The 21,211-nt window shown below is 45.7% G+C and carries 15 protein-coding genes; 3 read left to right on the top strand and 12 right to left on the bottom strand.

The annotated features are described in order from the left end of the window. Window positions 1–35 precede the first annotated feature (35 nt). Window positions 36–2,351: a protein phosphatase 2C domain-containing protein gene (locus tag QUB35_RS24620; RefSeq protein WP_333144300.1), complete on the top strand. Its 2,316-nt coding sequence runs from the start codon at window positions 36–38 to the stop codon at window positions 2,349–2,351. Window positions 2,352–2,513: 162 nt separating this feature from the next. After that, window positions 2,514–3,236 carry a glycosyltransferase family 25 protein gene (locus tag QUB35_RS24625; RefSeq protein WP_333144301.1) on the top strand — a complete coding sequence of 241 codons (723 nt, stop codon included), beginning with the start codon at window positions 2,514–2,516 and terminating at the stop codon, window positions 3,234–3,236. Between the two features lie 393 nt (window positions 3,237–3,629). Here QUB35_RS24625 and QUB35_RS24630 read toward each other — a convergent pair whose 3' ends face one another. The 10 genes from QUB35_RS24630 to QUB35_RS24675 all read right to left on the bottom strand — a co-directional run bounded on the left by QUB35_RS24630 (window position 3,630) and on the right by QUB35_RS24675 (window position 19,322). Continuing rightward, on the bottom strand, window positions 3,630–3,995 hold the full coding sequence (locus tag QUB35_RS24630) for a DUF1823 family protein (RefSeq protein WP_333144302.1): 366 nt from the start codon (window positions 3,993–3,995) through the stop codon (window positions 3,630–3,632). Window positions 3,996–4,153: 158 nt separating this feature from the next. Next, window positions 4,154–5,185, bottom strand: a complete 1,032-nt coding sequence (gene gap, locus QUB35_RS24635) for a type I glyceraldehyde-3-phosphate dehydrogenase (protein WP_333144303.1) — start codon at window positions 5,183–5,185, stop codon at window positions 4,154–4,156. 645 nt (window positions 5,186–5,830) lie between these two features. Further along, complete coding sequence (locus tag QUB35_RS24640; RefSeq protein ID WP_015174010.1) at window positions 5,831–6,139, bottom strand: P-II family nitrogen regulator; 309 nt, start codon at window positions 6,137–6,139, stop codon at window positions 5,831–5,833. A gap of 4 nt (window positions 6,140–6,143) precedes the next feature. Next, window positions 6,144–7,115, bottom strand: coding sequence for a sodium-dependent bicarbonate transport family permease (locus QUB35_RS24645; protein ID WP_333144304.1), 972 nt, complete (start codon window positions 7,113–7,115; stop codon window positions 6,144–6,146). Between the two features lie 203 nt (window positions 7,116–7,318). After that, window positions 7,319–8,053, bottom strand: a complete 735-nt coding sequence (locus QUB35_RS24650; protein ID WP_333144305.1) for a glutathione peroxidase — start codon at window positions 8,051–8,053, stop codon at window positions 7,319–7,321. Window positions 8,054–8,394: 341 nt separating this feature from the next. Then, a complete protein-coding gene (locus QUB35_RS24655; protein ID WP_333144306.1) occupies window positions 8,395–9,036 on the bottom strand; it encodes a Uma2 family endonuclease in 642 nt (213 codons plus the stop codon). A 42-nt stretch (window positions 9,037–9,078) separates the two neighbouring features. Further along, window positions 9,079–10,980: a tetratricopeptide repeat protein gene (locus tag QUB35_RS24660; RefSeq protein ID WP_333144307.1), complete on the bottom strand. Its 1,902-nt coding sequence runs from the start codon at window positions 10,978–10,980 to the stop codon at window positions 9,079–9,081. Further along, complete coding sequence (locus tag QUB35_RS24665; protein WP_333144308.1) at window positions 10,973–15,064, bottom strand: tetratricopeptide repeat protein; 4,092 nt, start codon at window positions 15,062–15,064, stop codon at window positions 10,973–10,975. Before QUB35_RS24665 ends, QUB35_RS24660 begins: the two co-directional genes overlap by 8 nt. Window positions 15,065–15,088: 24 nt before the next feature. Then, the gene (locus QUB35_RS24670) at window positions 15,089–17,920 is read right to left on the bottom strand and encodes a tetratricopeptide repeat protein (RefSeq protein ID WP_333144309.1); all 2,832 of its coding nucleotides are present in this window, start codon (window positions 17,918–17,920) and stop codon (window positions 15,089–15,091) included. A gap of 523 nt (window positions 17,921–18,443) precedes the next feature. Next, complete coding sequence (locus tag QUB35_RS24675) at window positions 18,444–19,322, bottom strand: calcium-binding protein (protein ID WP_333144310.1); 879 nt, start codon at window positions 19,320–19,322, stop codon at window positions 18,444–18,446. An 887-nt stretch (window positions 19,323–20,209) separates the two neighbouring features. On the opposite strand from QUB35_RS24675, the gene QUB35_RS24680 reads away from it, so the two are divergent. Continuing rightward, complete coding sequence (locus QUB35_RS24680; protein WP_333144311.1) at window positions 20,210–20,515, top strand: transposase; 306 nt, start codon at window positions 20,210–20,212, stop codon at window positions 20,513–20,515. A gap of 7 nt (window positions 20,516–20,522) precedes the next feature. Here the strand turns inward: QUB35_RS24680 and QUB35_RS24685 are convergent, their stop codons facing one another. Both QUB35_RS24685 and QUB35_RS24690 read right to left on the bottom strand, forming a co-directional pair. Beyond that, window positions 20,523–20,660, bottom strand: coding sequence for a hypothetical protein (locus QUB35_RS24685; protein ID WP_333144312.1), 138 nt, complete (start codon window positions 20,658–20,660; stop codon window positions 20,523–20,525). Window positions 20,661–20,826: 166 nt separating this feature from the next. Beyond that, window positions 20,827–21,006 carry a hypothetical protein gene (locus tag QUB35_RS24690; protein ID WP_333144313.1) on the bottom strand — a complete coding sequence of 60 codons (180 nt, stop codon included), beginning with the start codon at window positions 21,004–21,006 and terminating at the stop codon, window positions 20,827–20,829. Window positions 21,007–21,211 lie beyond the last annotated feature (205 nt).

The following is a 21,211-nucleotide window of genomic DNA, read 5'->3' on the forward strand; positions in this document are numbered from 1 at the left end:
ATCAGCACGCTTGCCCCAAGGCGTCAGGAACCCTTATGCAAAACTCTGTGGCAAAACACTACTTATGGGCTTTAGGTGAAGGGATCAAAGGGTGTAAGCCAGGCGATCTGATCGCTGGTCGCTACTTGGTCAAGCGCGATCGACTTCTTGTCGATACTCAACCCGAACACTTGCCGGAACTGCCCGATGAGATTCCGAGTGTTGTCACTCCTTATCTGAGACTGTTTGCCTATCAGTTGCACGTACCTCAAGTATACGGTCTGGTATCGTCCAAGATGAGCAAGCTATCGGGAGATATCTGGCTGCTGGAAAACGTGCCTATTTTGAAGGTGACGGAATCTTTAATGCCGGAATTGGCGGATTCCTGGAAAGGAGCCGCAGCGATGCGCCAACTCAATTGGCTGTGGCAAATAGCCCAGTTGTGGCAGCCGTGTATCGCTCAGGGCGTCGCTTCGACGCTGCTGACTCCCGAACTGCTACGGGTGGAAGGGCAATTGGTGCGGTTTCTGGAATTGCAGCCCGATCGCAAACAGCCTCATTTGTCGCAGTTGGGCAAATTGTGGCAGCAGTGGCTCGAAGATGCTCACCCGGCTATTGCCAATTTTTTGAGGCAACTTTGCCAGCAAATGGTTGCCGGTCAAGTGCGCCACGGCGAACAACTAATGGGCCAGTTGGATAAAGCTTTGGCAAAGTGCGGCCGATTTTACGATCGTCACGTTGAAATTGCCACGGGCACGGATGTAGGCAGATCCCGCGCTCACAACGAAGATGCTTGCTATCCCCCCAGCGGTACGCTGTTGGCAGGAAATCCGGGGGCGGAAGCTTGCGCGATCGTGTGCGACGGTATCGGCGGACAAGACGGCGGCGAAGTCGCTTCGGAAGAAGCAATTGGTGTGCTGCGCGACAAGTTGCAGCAAATGCCCCTGCATCAGGCTAATTGGGACCCGTTGAGCCTGACTTCCAAGCTGGAACGGGCGGCTTGTGCTGCTAACGACAAGATAGCCAGTCGCAACGACAGCGAACACCGCCAAGGCCGCCAGCGGATGGGAACTACGCTAGTTATGGGTTTAGCCCACATTCACGAACTCTACGTCGCCCACGTCGGAGACAGTCGGGCTTACTGGATTACCCGCACCGGCTGCTATCAAGTTACTCTCGATGATAATGTGGCCTGCCGCGAGGTGCGTTTGGGCTACTCTCTCTACCGGGATGCTTTGGAACAAGTGGCCGCCGGAGCTCTGATTCAAGCTTTGGGGATTACTTCGTCCAACACTTTGCACCCGACTGTGCAGCGTTTTCCAGTGGATGAAGACTGCGTTTTGCTGCTGTGTTCCGACGGTTTGAGTGATAAAGACCGGGTTGAGGAATGTTGGGAAGCGGAGATTTTGCCAATTCTCGACGGTAGCATTAGTTTGGCTAAGGCGCGCGATCGACTGATTGAGATTGCTAATACTAGAAACGGTCACGATAACGTCACTGTTGCTTTAATTCACTGTCAAGCACATTTGAGGGAAGACGGCAATACTTTTACAGAACTGTCTGTCGCACCTTTAGATACGCCGATCGAACTAATTTCCGATAGCGAGGATATGCCAACGGATTTGACCGAAAGCACAAGCCTGGGCGAGGGGAATTCTCAAGGAAAAACGCTGTTGTTACCGCCGGAAAAAAGCAAAAGTTTATTTTGGCTGCTGCTGAAAATTTTATTTTTATTAGGGTTGGGGGGTGTATTTGCTTATTTTTTCATCCCTCCGGTGGGTCGCGCGATCGATACTGCCGGGGAGTCGATTTTCGGGAAAGGCGGTTTAATTAAGGCTGGAAGGACGCCGGAGAAAACAGTTGAATCTGTAGCTTCTCCTGTCCAATCTTTAGAAACAGGCTCGTTTATAGAGATTAAAAGTTCTGGGGCTGGGGAATTGGGAAAAGAGGGCGATCGCTTGGATTTGCGAGGCGCAATCGGTGAGTTGACTGTCAAAGGAACAGTCCCAGCCGGCAGCGTTTTGCAGGTGACAAACAAACAGCTTACGCCTCAAGGCAATTGGCTGGAATTGAAAGTTTGTTCGATTCCTGAAATAGTGCGATCGAACTCTCCCAAACCCGAGTCAAATAAAGATTTTTCTACAGTTTCAAAACCGACACTGAATCCATCTCCCGCTGTGGCAAGTCCCACTCCCTCGCCTTCCCCGGTAGTTAAGCCAACAGTTGAAGTAGAAAGCGCCAAGCTGCAACCGGGGGAAATCGGATGGATTCAAGAACAAGCTGCTGTTTCTAAAGTAGTGTCTAACCTAGCCTTAAACCCAACTCAACAGGGGAAATGCGTTGCTTCTGACTCAAATCCCAATGCTAATTAAACTGTTAATAGTACATCCTGCCGAGGTAATTTGAGTAAGTTTAGGAAAATGGAAGATGCAGCTTGCTAAAAATAGAATAGTTTAAGGCAGACACAGACCTAAAATAAAATTTGAGACCGCTCAAGCCGAAGATTCCTCAACTTCTTGATTCGAGATAAAACTATGACGAAAATTACAGACTATTTCCAGGGAGTTTATGCGGTAAATCTCCCTGAAAGGAAAGACCGACGGCAACTCATAGTCAAGGAATTAGAGAAAGCAGGAATGCCCCTCACGCCCAATAAGGTTGAGATATTTCCCGCAATCCGCCCCGACGAAGCAGGAGGTTTCCCCAGCATTGGGGCGAGGGGATGCTTTTCCAGTCATGTAGGTATCCTCAAGCAGGCAAAAGACAAGGGGTTGAGCAATATTTTGATTGTAGAAGACGACCTAGAAATTTCAGCAAAGTTCAGAACAGACCAAGCTGTTATCCTCCAACAACTGTGTCAGCAAGATTGGGATTTCGTCTACTTCGGACACGTCGAAGAGGTTGAACAAAAGTCTCCTGTCGCCCTCGTACCCTTTTCTGGGGGGGTAATGACCACTCATTTTTACGCTGTCAATGGCAGGATTTTCGATCGCCTCCTGCGGTTTCTGGAAGAAGTGCAACACCGACCTCCGGGACATCCCGACGGCGGCCCGATGCACCTCGACGGAGCTTATTCTACTTTCCGATCTCAAAATCCCGATGTTGTCACCTTGATTGCTTCTCCAAACCTGGGGTGGCAAAGGAGTTCCCCTAGTGACATCACTCCTAATTGGTGGGACCGTGTACCTGGGTTGAGGCAATTGGCAGGTGCAGCAAGAACCAGCAAAATAAGGCTGAAGCGTTGGCGATCTAGTTAATTGAATTCGAGTTTAAAATCCTTCGCTTATATCAAATCTGTTAGCACAATCGCCCGGAAAATAATTAATACCAAATCCGGGTTTATTAGTCCCTTTATGAAGGCGGCGGTTGAAACCTTTTGACCTCAAAGTATACACATAAAGTCTGCCGCAGTCCGGTGTCAGGGTTCGGGGTGAGGATGTTGGAATTGGCTGGTTTTAGTGTGTTTTGACTTTCAACAGGCTTAATTTTTGTTAATTAACCGCAGAGGACGCAGAGGACACAGAGAAAGAGAGGAAGAGTTTAATCAAAGTTTCAATCCTTTATAGGGATTTAGGGGTTTTCCTGCCAAAAAATCTCCTATCTCTGTACTTTAACGGTGGCCACAACCGCGCAGCCATCCAAAATTCCTTTTACGCCCCAGATTCGATAAAACCCATCAACCAATTAGCCATCGTCGCCCTGCGAGTCTGTCTCGGCCCGAATTCCCCAATTTTATAGCCTTTAAAGCCCAATTTTTCCTTCAGCAACTGCTTGTTTTCTGGGGGGGTCGATCGAGTCAATTTCACCGTCGCCGGCCTAGAATCGATAAAATCCGGCGGTTCCGGGTACTCTTGCCGCCACTCGGCTGCAACACCTGCACTGTTCCACTTGCCAGTCTCGGCATCCCAGCGGTAGCCCAGATACAGCCAAACTAATCGGTTGACGGCAGCATCGTCGATTTCTTCGTTGAGAATAGCCCAAATAGTTTCGTTATTCAGCGGTGGTAATTCAGACATAAGCGCGATCGAATCGGAAACAAAAAAAGTTTAACTTACATTAGGTAACATTATCAGAAACGGGCAAGATGCCCGTTCCACAAAATATCCTAGGAATTTGTTTGTGGGGAGTAGGGGTTGGGCACGCGAGCCCGCCCAAAATGCCACCCCCAAAAAAATTAATTATTCAAAATTCCGTCTTTCTCGGCCATCGACAGCATTAAGTCAATCACGCGGCTAGAATAACCCCACTCGTTGTCGTACCAGGAAACAACTTTGAAAAACTTAGAATTCAGTTCAATTCCCGCACCTGCATCGAAAATGCTCGATCGCGCGTCGCCCTGAAAATCTGTCGAAACCACCGCATCCTCAGTATATCCAAGAATGCCTTTGAGTTCGCCCTCCGAAGCTTTTTTCATTGCCTCGCAAATTTCTTTATAGCTAGTTTCCTTCGCCGTTTTGAAAGTAAGGTCAACTACAGACACGTCGGGAGTTGGCACCCGCAAAGCCATTCCCGTCAATTTTCCTTTCAATTCTGGCAACACCAAAGTAACAGCTTTTGCTGCACCGGTCGAAGATGGAATAATATTTTGAGCCGCACCGCGTCCTCCCCGCCAATCTTTTTGGCTGGGGCCGTCTACAGTTGGTTGAGTAGCTGTCATTGCGTGAACTGTCGTCATTAAACCTTCTTCCAAGCCGAAGTTATCGTTGATTACTTTGGCAATTGGTGCTAAACAATTCGTCGTACAGCTAGCATTAGAAACAACCGTATCTTTTGTCGGGTCAAATTTGTGGTGGTTGACGCCTACTAGAAAAGTTGCCACTTTTTCCGGGTCTTTTGTCGGTGCTGAAAGTATTACTCGTTTTGCTCCTGCCGTCAAGTGTTTTGAGGCGCCTTCAAAATCTGTAAACAATCCGGTAGATTCTACAACATAATCGGCGCTCGTTTTACCCCAAGGCAATTCTGCCGGATTTCTAATCGATGTGCAGGGGATAAATAGTCCGTCAACGACAATCCCGTCTGGTTTGCTTTCAACTTCGCCTTTGTAAATGCCGTGGGTGGAGTCGTATTTGAAAAGATAAGCCAGGTTCTCTGGCGAAACTAAGTCGTTAATGCCGACAAATTGGATGTTGGGGTTTTTGATGCCGGCGCGCATGACTAGCCGTCCGATGCGACCAAATCCGTTGATGCCAACTTTTAATGCAGCCATGTTTAAACTCCTATTGAAAATCTCGTTAGTCGATCGGGCGTTAGCGAAGCCCGCCCCTACGGGGGCTACGCCAACGAAAAGGATCGCCTGTTGTGGCTTAGAATTTACCACGCTAACGGATTTTTGCAACTGATTCTTTTCTATCTCTTAAGAATTCTGAATTCGGCCCCGGCTGGGAAGGGCAATTAATCCTGAAAAGACCGCTGACTAATGGCTAATGGCTGATTTTTGTCAACTTGTAAAAGTGCTATAATAGACAGAAAATATTTTCAAAATTGCATTTTTTAAATCAGCCTAAAGTAATAATAAAAAACTTATCCAAAAGGAGAAACGGATTAGCATTCTCACCAGTGACGATTGTCGGAACCAAAGCCTAGGATTAAAGTCGCAGATACGCGCAAGGACACAGCACTGCCGTGTCCATACACCTATGGCGTACAATCTATAGCAATCCTTGCAGGAGTCGTAAATTTTTTACCCCACCCCAACCCTCCCCGAACTCGCGGGGAGGGAGTAAGAAATTCACAAATGATGCGAGGATTGCTATATGTGTAGCTCAAATTTTCCGAAGTGGTATAATCACCAATCACTAATGACTAATGACTAATGACTAATTACTAATTACTAATGACTAATGACTAATGACTACCCGACGCACCTAGTAATTAGCAATTCCACCGCATCTGAAATAAAACACGACCCACCAAATTTATTGAGCACGGGTCTAATGTTTTCTGCAACTGCTGAAACTTGAGCTGGTGAACAAAAAGCAAGCACATAAATGTTATCCAGCGCCGTCATTGATGAATCACGGGAAACGTGATCCCTAGTGCTTTTTCCAGCTACATCACGAATCACCGAATAACCGGGTACGCCCGCTTTGTCTAAACCGTCTAAAATCTTGCCGAGCTCCACTGAGTGGGCTATGATTTCTACTCTTTTGACTGACTCCATCATCTCACCTCCAAAACATATTGATTCCGTATAGATACAGGGGAATGCCTACAATGATATTAAATGGAAATGTCACTGCTAAGGCAGTTGAAATGTAAAGACTTGGATTCGCTTCGGGAACAGTTAGGCGCATGGCTGCTGGTACTGCTATATAAGAAGCACTCGCGCACAATACGGCAAACAGCAAAGTGTCTCCCTGCGGCATTCCGATTAATTTGGCTATTACCAAAGCAATTACTGCGTTGACTATGGGAATTAGGATTGCAAAGCCGATCAGAAAAATTCCTGCTTCTTGCAAATCTTTAATTCTGCTAGCAGCAACCAGCCCCATGTCTAGCAAGAAAAAAGTCAGAACTCCGTAAAACAAGTCTTGAGTAAACGGACTCATAACTTCCCAACCATGTTCTCCTGTCATTATGCCCATAATTAGGCTGCCAATCAGCAGAAAAACTGAACTGTTTAGGAATGCTTCTTGCAACACTTCTGACCAAACTATTTCGCGTTTTCCTTCTTCCCCCCCAAATACACTGACTAGAATCAGACCAACTATAATTGCTGGGGATTCCATTAATGCTAGCGCGGCTACCATGTAACCGTCAAAGTCGATCCCCTGTGCTGTGAGGAAGGAGGTTGCGGTGATAAATGTGACGGCGCTGATGGAACCGTAGGTGGCTGCGATCGCGGCGGCATTGTAGGAGTCGAGTTTGATCCTCAATATGAAAAAAGTATAAACGGGTACGAGCATTGACATCAGCATCGCTGCCAAAATTGTCAGGGCAACTTGCTGGTCAATTCCGCTTTTGGATAGTTCGACGCCGCCTTTAAATCCGATCGCAAACAGCAGGTAGAGCGAAAACAGTTTGGGGATGGGCGCTGGAATTTCTAAATCAGATTTGAGAAAAATTGCCAGCATTCCCATGAAAAAAGCTAATATGGGCGGATTTAAGATATTTGACGCGACTAAACTCAAATCCACGATCGTTCACTCCCCTTTCTTGCGTTTTTAATATTACTTCCCCAGTAATTGTGGCACGAGAATGGATAAATAGACCGATCGAACTAATGACCCGAAAGCTCGATCGGGCTAAATACCCCCAAATACGACAAACGCCCGCGTGCACACCTTACTCGTTGTAAGGTGTGCACGCGGGCACCCGCAATCTAAGTATTTTGGTTTAACTAAGCAACACCCAAATAAGACTCTAGGGCTTCGGAACCACCGATCAACTTGCCGTCGATAAATACTTGCGGCACAGTTGTAGCCCCAGTCATAGCCCGGAGCGATTTGGTTGTGATCTCCCGGCCCAAGACGATTTCTTCATAATCAAAGCCATGTTTACTCAGCAGTGCCTTAGCCTTAGCGCAGAAGGGACAGCCCATTTTTGTAAACAGCGAAACTACCTTCGGCTTGGCTGCTGCGGAGTTAATGTAGTTGAGCATCGTCTCGGCATCGGACACTTTGAAAGGATCGCCCGGTTCATCAGGCTCAATAAACATTTTGTCAACCAAGCCATCTTTTACCAGCATCGAATAACGCCAAGACCGCTTGCCAAAGCCTAAATCTGTTTTGTCTACCAGCATTCCCATGCCTTCGGTAAATTCGCCGTTACCGTCGGGAATTAACGTCACATTGTCTGATTCTTGGTCTTTGGCCCACTCATTCATCACAAAGGTGTCGTTGACGGAAATACAAACGATTTCATCTACGCCGTTTTCTTTGAAAACTTTGGCCAATTCGTTGTAACCGGGGAGGTGCGTTGACGAACAAGTGGGAGTAAAAGCTCCTGGCAGCGAGAAGACCACTACGGTTTTGCCTGCAAATATATCATCGGTGGTGACATCGACCCACTCGTTGTCTTTGCGAGTGCGAAAGGTGACTTTGGGTACTCTTTGACCTTCTTGGTTCGTCAGCATGATTTTAAATTCTTGGGTACTTGGGTTCAATTCCTTTGCTTATTATAGCGTACTCATAACGAGTATGAGTTGTCAAGGGGAGGCGAGTTTTTTTCTCGGACTTGGGCGCGCGCGCGAGCTCAGTTCATTGTCTTTGCGACAGATAGCAGATTTAAAACTTGCTGTTTAACCCTCTTTTGTCACTCTGGAAAATTAAAAATGAGAACCAAATTTTCAACTGTAGATAGATCAAGGATTTGAGCATTTATTTTCTAACAGAATGGCCCAAATCAAGGTTTTTGGTAAAAGCCTTATGATGTAACCATCCCAGATTATTTTCTGCCGAAACTGACAAAAGAGGGTTAAGTAGGTCGGCAATTCTGTCTCCATTCCTTTGCTGCTGCTAACGGGTGAGGATTTTTTACACATTCTGTCAACATATCGATATCAATTCCTGGCAGCAATTCGCTTTGTGTGATTAATTCATAACCGCAGTTGGACACGAATTCAACCGGAATTTCTTCTCGCAAATGGTAGATAGAAAATCGGTCATTTCGCCAGAACCAAACCTCTCGCACATTCAACCTTCTATACAGTTCTAGTTTATTGATGCTGCCACTGGTAACAATCACTTCAATTACCAAATCGGGAAATTCTTTATCTGTGCCAATACAGTAAGCTTCATCCGGTTCCGTACCGCCACGTTTTTCCTCTTGTCGCAGAGTTGTAGACCCAAAAGGGAAATATTCGATGTCAGCTTCTACAAAATAAATAAGCAGCAGATCTCCAATGCGAGTTTTTCTACTTTCATGGCGGCGAGAAGGCGACATAATTTCCAAAACTCCATCTAAATAAGTAACTCGATATCCCGCTGTATCTCCAATCCGATTCAGCAGTGTCTCGTATTGTTCCCAGTTGGCGCTATCGGTAATGTAGCGATCTTCAGGATCTTGGCGTTGGAGTGCTTGTTCCTTAAGTAGCGTATCTAGCTCGCTCGTCAGCATCGGTATTACCTCCTTACAAGTTGTTCTAATCTTAGCTCAACTTTATTCCCAATCAAACTCCCTCCCCAAATATTCCTCTAATTCCTGATTGTAAGGTCGGAAATAATCGCTCAACCAATCGCGAACCGATTCATTGACCGGCTGGTAAGAACCGGGATTAGCATTTTGGTATTCAGACAATTGATATTCCGGCAAATCTAAGAATTCTAAAACTTGCTTGACAGTTGTGGCCGCACCTGCATAAAAATCTTCGCTTTTCAAAATTAACAACTGTTCTTGGGGAAAGAAAGTCCGCCAGTTTTTGATAAATTCTATGTACCTACCGCGAGCTAAATAATTCCCCGGTTCCTCGCCGATGATGTATTCTGGATTTTGACTCAACCGTTCAATTTCATCGCTAATTACTCGATCGAGCGATCGCGCTTCCCAATTTAAGTCAGTCAAGCGGTAAAATTGAGAAATCGCCCGATCGACCGGATTTCGTAACAGTACAATCAGCTTAGCCTCTGGAAACGCGGTGTAGAGACGTTCCGGTGCTTCCCGATAGTCAAAATAGCTCGGACTTGCTTCGCCCGTCACAAATTCCTCTCCCGAAGGCATTGGGGGAAAATGAGCCAAATACCAATCAATCCCTCTGTCAAAGTGCCACGAGAAAAAATCCATCTCCTTTTTAATCGGAGTCAAAATTCGCGGGTGTTGAGCTAAATAAGTATACAGAGAAGTCGTGCCGCACCGCTGAGAACCAATAATTATAAAGTTAGGAACTTTAACGGCTTTTAAGTTCCAATTTTGTGGAACAGGCAAGATGCCTGTATCTGCTTGTGGAACAGGCAAGATGCCTGTATCTGCTTGTGGAACAGGCATCTTGCCTGTATCTGCTTGTGGAACAGGCATCTTGCCTGTTCTCTTACTGATAATAGATGCAAAACTTTGTTTAAAACTAACAGTTTGATAACAGCTAATCGCCTCAGCAATTTTACCTTGCCTCGTCAAAGCTTCGCCCAAATTCAGATAAGGCCAAAAAGCCTCCGGTTTAGCTGCAACAACTTCGCGGCAAAAGTTCTCAACTTCATCTAGCTTGTCTTGCTTAACAAAAACTTCCCACAAATTGTAATAAAACCACCAAGGAATATCGGGATTTATTTCTATTGCTTGAAAAAATGCCGCCGCCGCTTCCTCCCAATATTTTTGGTGGCTCAGAACAGCACCTAAATTATAATAAGACCAGCAATCATCGGGTTTTTGGGCGATAGTTGCGCGAGATGAGGCTAATGCGCTATTGCACTTTTCTTGCTGCTGCAACAACTCCTCTAATTTCGCTGAAACATTACCATAATTAGGCAGAGCTGTCAAGAGAGCTTGGTAAATAATAATTGCGCTTTTTGGGCGATCGTACTTGGCTAAATTCTCTCCTAAGTGCAAATAAAACTCCCAATTTTCCCGTGTAATTTGCAATTGAGATTGTTCTAACACTAAGTTTAAATCCGACTCTGTTTGTCCGAGAGCGTATCCCAACTTCTCGTAAATTCCCGGCAAATCTCCGTCAATTTCAATAGCTTTTAAATACGCGGCGATAGCTTCATCCCACTGTTTGAGTTGAGTTAAAGCGTCGCCTAAATTGCAAAAAGACCAAGCAAAATCCGAGTTGAGTGCAATCTCGCAGCGGTAAGCAGCAGCAGCTTCTTCCCATCGCCGAAGTTTCAGCAAAGCATCGCCCAGATTGTGATAAGACCAAGAAAAATCGGGATTTAACTCAACAGCGTTTTTGTAAGCAGCGACAGCTTCCTCCCATTTTTCAAGTTTCAGCAAAACATCGCCCAAACTGTGATAAGACCACGAAAAATTAGGATTTAATTCAATAGCTTGCTTGTAAACAGCAACAGCCTCATTAAACCGACCGCTTTCTTGCAGAGAATTACCCAGATTGTGGTAGTCATTATCCATGCAAAACTCCTGCAAGATTCATTAATTTTTCCAGCGAGTTCAAATCCACCCGTATATCTTTATGTCCCGGATATTTCTGAGTTTGGTCATCCACCAAATCGCAAAGTAAATAGTAATGTTCCAAAGCGCACAAATTGCTAATCATCCAATAACAATGCGGCACGTAAAGGGGAGAAAAAATCTCAATTACCTTGGTTCCCGGACTGCAAAAAACTAGATTAGTCAACCCCCCTCCGTGAGGTGCGACAACTACTTTAGCAGCAGCTAAACACGATGCTTGTTCCGCTACCGACATAGTTTCCAACTTAACACTGCGAAACCCCAATTTTTCTAAGTATTTAATTACCTCTTCATCATTGACGATTCGCCGATAGGATGCTTGTTGGCGGGTGATATAAATTCGCTCTGAATAGTCTGTGTTTAGTGGCGGTTTTTCATTTAAAAATGTCTGTTTAAGATATTCACACTTCCATTTAGAAACCGCTCCCGCTCCGTCATAAAATATTGACGGAACTATTAATTTATCGGCTGTAATGTGTAAATTGCAGCGACTTTCTAAAAGTTTATCTTGAGGAATTCCTAAAGTCTCTAAAGTTTCGGCTTGGTAGGAAGAATCCGAGGCATTGACAACAAACTTATCTATAGTTTCTATCAATCCGCTCCGCTGCAAAAGGTCAAATCGCGTCATCACATCAAACATCCAATGAAAATAAGCGGCTCCACCCCAGCGAGCCGATAAAAAAGCCACATTTCCATCGACGTGTTCAGCGGGAGGCAATTTGTCGGAAGTGATTACCAATTCAGAACAGCCCATTGAAATATCAGTAACAAGTTTATTGTCTGAAGTAATGACGGCGGTAGTCACAACATCTGCCCAAGCTCGTCCGTTTGGCAATACGGCAACAAAAGCTTTTCTGGAATGACTTTGATGTTCCCAAAATCTGCGGCTGCTGTCGATTGTTTTGGAATCAGATAAATTGATTTGACTCGCAGGATGGATGTCAATGCAGGTGAGGTGCGGATTGGATTCTGCTGCAACGGTCAAATCTTCTGTAAACCCACAGTATTTTTTGAGAATACTTAAGGGTAAGATTAGATTGCTGTATTCTCCCCGATCGCTCTCATTGACTTCTCCTTGTTGTTCCAGAGCATAACCTATGTTATCGTAAACTTCAAACAAATCGGGTTTAATTTGCAGGGCTTGAACTAAATTAGTGATTGCAGGTTCCCACTGCTGTTTAGCCATTAAACTCAAACCCAATCCTTCGTAACACCAACAGGATTTTGGATCGAGATTGATACCTTTTTCATAAATGGCGATCGCCCTTTCCAATTCCCCTTGCTTCCGCAGTGCATCGCCTAACTTTTTGTACAGCCAACTATGATCGGATTCTAGCTCAATAGCACCACCAAAAGCCGCTGCTGCTTCGGGCCAATTTTCTTGTAATTCCAGAACTTCTCCCAAACTATTGTACAACCAACAATCATCGGGATTTAATTCAATAGCTTTGCGGTAAGCCGCCGCCGCTTCTTCCCAGTTTTCCAATGCAATCAAAGCCTTACCTAATCTGTCGTAAGACCAACAAAAATCGGGATTCAGTTCAACTAACTTGCGGTAAGCAACAGCAGCTTCCTCCCACTCAGAAAGCTCCATCAGCACATCGCCTAAATTGTTGTAAGTCCAACAAAAATCGGGATTTAACTCAATAGCTTTGCGGTAAGCAACAGTGGCTTCCTCGTGTTCCTCCATCGCCTGCAAAGTTTCCCCCAAAAAGTGGTAAGACCAACTAAAATTAGGGTTGAGTGCGATCGCCCGTTGGTAAGCTGCCCGAGCTTCGTCAAACAGTTCTTTCTCTTGCAGAGCTTTACCCAAATTGTGGTAAGTTAAGTAGTTGCCCGACTTAATTTTAATAGCTGTTTGATAGCGGGCGATCGCCTCATCCACATAACCGGAATTCGCCGCTATCTCCCCCAACTTTTCCCAACCCAGAGACAACAGAGTTTGCTCGGCGCCCAAACTTTGATTGCCGAGTTTTTTAACAATCAGTTGATAGCCTTTGTGTACTACTTCTAACTGACTTCCAAACATCTCCAAAAAAACATCTATCCCAATTTTAGTATCTTGCTCCGGGCTGTCGGGAAAAGTGAACTCGTAATCGTCAAAAATCATCAATCCCCCAACTTTCACCAACCTCCAAGATAAAATCGCATCTTGCAGAGCACTTGTGGGTTTGTGACAGCCGTCAATGTAAGCAACATCGTAATATTCCGAAGTCAAATTCACTAACAAATCTTGAGAGTAACCTTCTAATTCAATTACCCGATCTGCTGCTCCCGTTTTAACAATATTGCCTTTAAAATGTTGTTGGAAATACAAATCAATACAAGTAATCTTTGCCGTCGGATGAGTTAAAATATTATCCAGCAGCCAGCAAGCCGACATTCCCTGAAAACTGCCGATTTCCACAACTTGAAAATCCGCAATTCCGGTAAATTCCTGCAAATGCCATTTCCAAATAGGAATATTGTGGGTAAACCAATCTTGGGTAAATTGATAATTTTTCGCCGCACACTCAGGCCAACTCCTCAATTCTGCCGCTTTTTGGTGGCAAATAATTGCTTCTTCTAATTCCCCTAATTGCGGTAAAATATTTCCTAAATCGTTGTAAGGCTGAGCATTGCTCGGAGCGATTTCTATTTGGCGACGGTAAGTGGCAATTTGTGCGTATAACTCCTGTTGTTTCGCCCGAACATCATTGAGTTGGGCGACAACTTCCGCAGCATTGGGTTCAATTTGCAGTGCCATGCTATAAAATACGATCGCACCTTCAAGCTGCTTCTGTTTCGCTAAACTATTGCCTAAATTTATATAAAACTCTGCTCCATCTAACTCAATTCCCAGCAATTTGTGGTAAATTTTCCCGCTTGCAAGTACCTCGATACCTTGACAATAAGTTTGGATTGTGCTGTCTAAGTCCGATTCGCTTCGCTTCCGCAAAACATATCCCAACCTCTGATTGATCCCCGTCAAATTCGGCTCAATCTGAACCGCGTGCAGGTAAGCGCTAACAGCTTCATCCCAGGATTGTTCGCAGGTGAAGGCAATTCCCAAATTGACATAAAACCAAGGGATATTTGGATTTATTTCAATAGCTTTGCGGTAGCAACTAATAGCTTCGGGCCACAGTTGTTTTTGAGCCAAAGCGTCTCCTAAGCAATTGTATGTCCAGTAGGAATTATCATTAATTTCCAGAGCCTGACGGTAACATTTAATGGCTGCATCAAAGTCGCGTTTTTGCGCGAAAACATTACCTAAACCCACGTAAGCACGAGCGTAGTTGGGATTGAGTTCGAGGCTTTTGCGGTAACAGGCGATCGCCCGATCCAATTCTCCTCGCTCCGCCCAAGTTTTACCCAAACTGTGGTAAGATTCAAAAAAAATTGGATTGATGGCAATCGCTTGTCGGTAATTGGCGATCGCCTCATCCCACCGTTTCTCCCCAACCAGCATTTCCCCCAAATTGTGATAAGCTATTGCCAGTTGCGGGTTTAACTTAATTGCGCGCGAATAACATTTAATAGCGCGATCGCACTTTCCCAATTCAACAAAACTATTTCCCAGAGTGACGTACTCCTCAGCCGTTGCCCAATTCGGCTCAATATTAAAAGCTTGATACCAACAGTCTGCCGCCTCTTCTCGCTTCTCTAACTGCGTCCAAATTCTCGCCAACTGGCGGTAAACAGCAGCAAAATTCGGTACTAAAGAAATCGCTTTTTCACAATTGGCGATCGCCTTTTCCCACTGTTTTTCTTGAGAATACAAAATGCCGAGATTAGCATAAACTTCCGGCAAATTTGGATTGCGATCGATCGCCCTTTCATACCACTGCTTAGCTTGCTCGATTTCACCTCGAACCTGCATCACCTTTCCCAGCGTCTGACACGCTGCCGCCAAATTCGGTTCAATTTTCAACGCTGACTCGCAAGCCGCAACTGCCTCATTCAACTTTCCTTCGGCGAAATAAACTTCTGCTTGCCGACTCAAATCAACCGCTGCCTTTTCCATCTTCTCAATCAAGGGCATAATTAAACTTACTCCAGACACCAACTAACCCAAACCCACCACCTCAACCATCTTTTTCAGCGAACTCAAGTTCACTAAAATATCCTCAGTCAGCGAATTCTGATACATCAACTGTCTAATAGGATAGCATTCAAAAGCCTCGCCCGCTAAAAAGTAATGTTCCAACTGCAAATATTGACTGATTCCCCAGTAATAATGGCTGATATAGTGAGGCGACACCAACTCAATTACTTTAGTTCCCTGGCTACAAAAAATCGTATTTGTCAAGCCGCTGCCGTGGGCGGCAACTATTACCTCAGCGTGGAAAAAATGAGCAATTTGCTCTGCCAAAGACATCGACTCAGGTAAAAGAGAAACAAACCCAAATTTCTCCAACACCTCAACCACATCTTCCTCGTTCAAAACTCGTCGGTATCTTGCTTTGCTGCGGCTGATATAAATGCGTTTGGGATAGCTCGAACTAGGTATAATTCCCTTGAGAAACTCCCGCCTCAAAAAATCCATCGCCCACCCAGAAGCCCAGCCCAAATATCCCGCAAAAGACGGCACAATTAACTCGGTTGCTTGAAGATGAGGCACGCGATCGCTCTCCAAGACTTTCTCTTCGGGAATGCCCAGAATTCTCAGACTTTCCCGCTGAAATTGGTGCTGACAACTATTGACCAAAAACCAATCAATCTCCGCCAAATCCCTACCGCTGAGCCGCAGCAATTCTATCCTCGGCAAAACATCAACCATCCAGTGAAAATAGACATTTCCCGACAAACCAGAAAGCACCGCCACCCTGCCGTCAATTTGCTTTAAAGCTGGAAATGATTCTAACTGAAAAACGCTGTGTTTTCTAACATCATGCTTTTCGCATCCCGGCAAAAACCCCGGATAATCTCTCGACACATCAGCCAACAAATAATTGTCTGGAGTAATTACAGCTATCGCCTTGCAAATCAGCCAATAATTTTCCTGTGGCACAATCCAAACTCGCCCGTTAGGAATTGCAGCCACAAAAGTCTTGGGCGACTCCACAGGTATCGGTTGCGAGTTGGACAAACGACAAACTCCCCAACCCAAATGCACCGGATCGAACCACTTAGAAAGTCGCTGCAAACACAGCCCGCAAGTTAACCCGGTACAATCGGAATTTGCCAATTTGGAATTGGATCTCGCAAATTGGGAATTCGGAATATTTTCTGCACTTGCTTCTGGTGCAGGCTTCCAAAATATTTCCACATAATTCTCTGAATCCAACTTAGCATTAACCAGCCAATCCCAGCTCGATAAATAAATAGCGTGAGGAGGTTTTATAGAAGTGCTATCAGGCCAGATAAAGCTCTGTTTTTTCCACTTTTTCTGCTCCCCATACCCGTGCAATTGCAACTCTAAAACTTTTTGATAATAATCGAGCGCCCGTTCCCAGCGCCCCTCTTTTTCCAGCAGTTTAGCCAACTCAAAATAAACCTGCGGTAAAGCAGGTTGAATCGTCAAAGCCATGCGGTAAACTGCAATTGCTGCAACGAACCGCTTTTGCTGGGCTAAGGAATTTCCCACCCGCCAGTAAATCTCTGCATTCTGTGGTTGAATTTGCAAAGCTTTTTGATAATAAGCGGCGGCAGATTCGTGCCCGCCGTACTCTGTTAAAGCATTTCCCAAATGCAGGTATATTTCTGCTAAATAATCGCAAATTTCAGCAACAGGTAATTCGCAAGCTGCACTTGACAAATATCTAGCCACACCATCTTTTTTATTTACTTTTAAATCAGTTAAATCCGTGACATCCGTGACATCCGTTACATCCGTTACATCCGCTACAAAATCCGTTGCCGAACTTCCCATCAATGCTGTGAGAAATCGATCGCACGCAGCGATCGCCCTTGACAATTCATCATCATCTACCGCCGCCACTCTGCGCCTGTCTCCTAAGCGGCAGTAAGCTTCAACAAAATCAGGCTTCAGAGCTATCGCCCGCTGAAAATAAGGCATGGCTTCAGCAATTTTGCCCAAAACCATCAAAGAAAACCCGGCGTCTGTATAGCCTGAAATATAGTCGGAATTAATCTCGATCGCGCGATCGAAACAAGCAAGCGCCGCCGAATGTTCCCCCTGTAATTGCCACGCTTTCCCCAGATTGTAGTGAGCCAAAACCATGTCCGGCTCCAACTCAATAGCTGTGAGGTAAGATGCGATCGCCCGATCGGGACTTTTGTCCAGGAAGGCTTGACCCAAATTATTGTGCAGCGTCGCCCAATCCGGCTTAATCTCGATCGCCCGCTGGTAAACTTCGATCGCCTCAGCCGCGCGATCGTCCTTTAGCAAAATCACACCCAGATTGCTGTAAGCTTTCACGTAATCCGGCGCCACGGCAATCACCTGTCGGTAGGTATCCATTGCCGCTTCGAGCTGACTATTTTCATCTAAAACCACAGCCAGATTGTATAAAGCATCAAGATAATCCGGTTTTTGGGCGATCGCATTTCGGTAACAGTCGATCGCCCCCAACAAATTACCCTGCTTGTGAAAAACATTTCCCAAGTTATAATGAACTTCTGCCCAATCTGGTTTCAAATCCAGAGCTTGTCGGTAGTGAAAAACCGCCTCATCCAGCCACGCATAGTCGCTGTAAAGTTGACCCAAATAAGCATGAGCCAGAAAAAACTGCGGCGAAATCTCCAAAGCTTGCACAAAAGCGTCTCTTGCCGCCGTCGGATCGCCTTGAGCTTCGAGAATTTCGCCTAAAGTCGTGTAAGCCGTGGGCGAAAACGGTTGAAGTTCGATCGCCTGTTTGCAAAACTCGATCGCCTCAGTTAACTTCCCCCGGTTCAAATAAATTTGGGCTTGCCGGATATATTCTTCAGTGCTCATTGCTCGCGGTGCAGTTGCGGTTTCTTTACCGCTTCAGTAAAACCTAGAAAGTGTAATTTAAAAACTTTGTATTTATATTTCAATACGCTTGGGTTAAAAATATTTATTCCGGGCGAGATCCCTTGCAGCATCCCTGGTTGTTGGGCGACGCAATAGTAAGTTCTTGTCCCACCCCCGTGCCTCCCCTTTGTAGGGGCGGTGCCCCCGTGCCCGCCCTAGGCGCCGGGGCGATGCCCCCGTGCCTCCCCCTTGTAGGGGCGGTGCCCCCGTGCCCGCCCTAGGCGCCGGGGGGATCGACCTTAACCCAAGCGTATTGATTTATATTTTTCCCCATCGGGCGATCGATTAATTTTATCAATAACTGTCGATGATTTTTTTTAACTACCCCTGCTGTAGTTCCTGCATTGAATATTTCAACCTCACCCCGCTTGTGGCAGAGTGAGGTTGAAATCCTTTAAAACTACCGGCTTTGTGAGAACAGCCCCGAATCTTATCCGGTGCCGCCCCACAACTGCCAGTTGTTTTAGAACAACTCGAAGTAGGTCGAGGGATTCGAGGCATTAAGCTGCAGGCCAGGCTGCAACTGAGCAACAGTTAGCACTCCGCTGGTGCCGTTGAAGAACAACTTACCGCTTGTTGGGTCGTAGACCAACTTGTTCGTCGTGGCTGCTCCTGGAGTATTTTCGTTGAAACCAGAAACCACGACAAACTCAGTGGAATCGACGCTGCTGCCTAAACTGTTAAACACACCACCCGATTTCAAGCGGATCTTATCTTCGCCTGGCGTAAAGTCAGTGATCGTGTCTAGGCCGAACTCGCCACCAACACCAGTCACGAAGGAGAACGTATCGTTGCCAGAACCGCCCGTAAGCACATCATTTCCTCTGTCGCCAGAGATAAAGTCATTGCCAGCGCCGCCATTGACAGTATCGTTGTCTTTACCGCCGTACAGACTGTCGTTGCCATCGCCACCACTGACAACATCGTTGTTTTGGCCGCCAAAGACTGTATCGTTGCCACCTCCGCCGAGTACGGTGTCGTTGGCTCTGTCGCCAGAAATCAAGTCATCGCCCTCGCCGCCGTCTACCAGGTCATCACCTTTACCGGCAAAGATGGCATCGGCGCCGCCGCCACCAGCGACCACATCGGCGCCGGAACCAGAAGCGGTCCTGTCATCCCCGTCGCCGCCGCCGACACTGTCATTGCCGCCGCCCGATAGAATCAGGTCGTTGCCACCGCCACCGCCGATGACATCATTGCCCAGAAAAGTCTGGATGGCATCGCTGCCGGGACCGCCGTTCAACCTGTTATCGCCTTGGGTGCCGATAACGGTAAAGCCACCGCCACCGAGACCTCCAGATAGTGAACTTGCTGGTGTTGTTGGATTTGTTACCTGTGTCATTTACACTCCTCCTAAAAGATTAATCATTTTACTACAATACACTTTTCCCTCCAAAGGGATTCAATAAAGGAAACCGGACATCGGTTGAGACCCTAATTGACCCGGCTGCTATAAGCTGTCATGTAATTTAAATTGTCAGCAGCGAGCCTGGGAGCGCGAGTTGAATCCTGTATTCGTTGAGCAGCAAATCTCGGTTGTTTCCTGCTTTTGACTCTCGACTCCACCACTGCCTCTTCTAACACGAAAATATTCCACTTAAACGTTTGCGAGTTTACCATAATGACCGTCTGTGTGGCTAGTCATTATTAAAACAATACCCGGAAGATACACAGAGACCATTTTTAATCGGAGTATGCTCTCAAGATTGAGAAGTTGCACCGGGCCCGCGGGCACTGTCATCGCCGGAGAGTTCGATCGCCCGCAATGGGGCTGGAACTGAGCTGCGACTTCTTTTAAGTACACTGTTGTTGACTTGACTTTTGATTTTCGCCAATAGTTCCCCAGAAATCAAAATTTTTTAGCTGGCTTTGAAAGCAAGTCGGCGCACGCTGGAGGCCGGATTCAATCACAAGTGCATCCCAACACAGTCCCTGACGGACTTTTGAGCCTCATCACCTTGATGTTTCCCGCCAAATCCCTCACGATCAATGTAGGATTTTGGCTAAAAAACCCAGTTTTTCAACCCCTCTCCGTCATTTCAACCATGAGCCGCATCCATCCGCCAAATCCGACAATGCAGCGATCTTCTTTTGGTGAAGTTGGGATGAACGGTTGGCCGGTAGATTTGTGACGGTACTGTCACTATATTTTAGATTTTAGATTTTAGATTTTAGATTTTAGATTTAGTCCACAGATGAATCTGGGAACTGGAACTAGCATCTAAAATTTTGGGCTGCTGGCGACTCCTGCTCCAGTTATGGGTTGGCGCAATTGTAGGTATGGATAATTTACCTATTTATAATGCTGAAGCCGTCAATTTTTTGATGGTATCTATCGGAGCAAAGGTAAAATTTTTACCTCGATACTCGCCGGATTTATCTCCGATAGAGTTGTCTTGGGCAAAAATCAAAGCGATTTTCCCTTCTCAAGCATATCCACCTTCAAATGTTCTTGATGAAGGGATTAATAAAGCTATTAATGCTTTTACTGATGAAAATGCTTACCCATCCTTTCATCACTCTGGTCTCTTTTGAGAACCCATTAAACAGTTAATTTTTGTAGTACATCCGATGGGATCATCTCAATATTTGTAAAAACACTTCTTCTGGCTCCTTCTTTCTTCCTATTTCCTCCTGCCTCCTGCCTCCCAACTCCAATTTCTAGGTTGGCTGCTTTCATTGATGTGCTCCCCATTCGAGCGCTAATACCTCTGAGTGAAACTATTTACTTTTTAGCCCATAGTTTTTTACTAATTGTTGTTAACTTCGAGCTGATCGTTAACGATTAGCAAATTTTCCGAAATTTAATTCGGCATTAATTGAGAGAAAATCTCTACTATTTATTCCTAGCGGTGTGCTGCTAGTTGGGCTGGTGACGCGTTGGAATTGCTCTGGCTATCGTACCTGTAGATTTGAGCGTCACTCTCGAAAATATAATTGATGGAAGTAGCTGCATAGTATGCCAGCGCTAGCAGCGACAATAGATTAAGAACTCTATAAATTGGTTTCTCAGATACTTCGTTCATTTGGACTCCTACTTTTTATGAAATAACGAATTTGGATACCGTGACGGCGCTTTTTTTTAGAAGTTCCCAAACATCTCGCACCTCTAAAAAATTAGCTGGATGCCGTTATACACTCCTGAGACCCGATCCAGGGTAAGAGCATCTCAATCAGCCTTGACAAAAGGATTTGAGAAGAAGCATCATGTATTCATCATTCATTGCAGCC

The sequence above is a fragment of the Microcoleus sp. B13-B6 genome (assembly GCF_036705405.1).
Taxonomy (GTDB): Bacteria; Cyanobacteriota; Cyanobacteriia; order Cyanobacteriales; family Microcoleaceae; genus Microcoleus.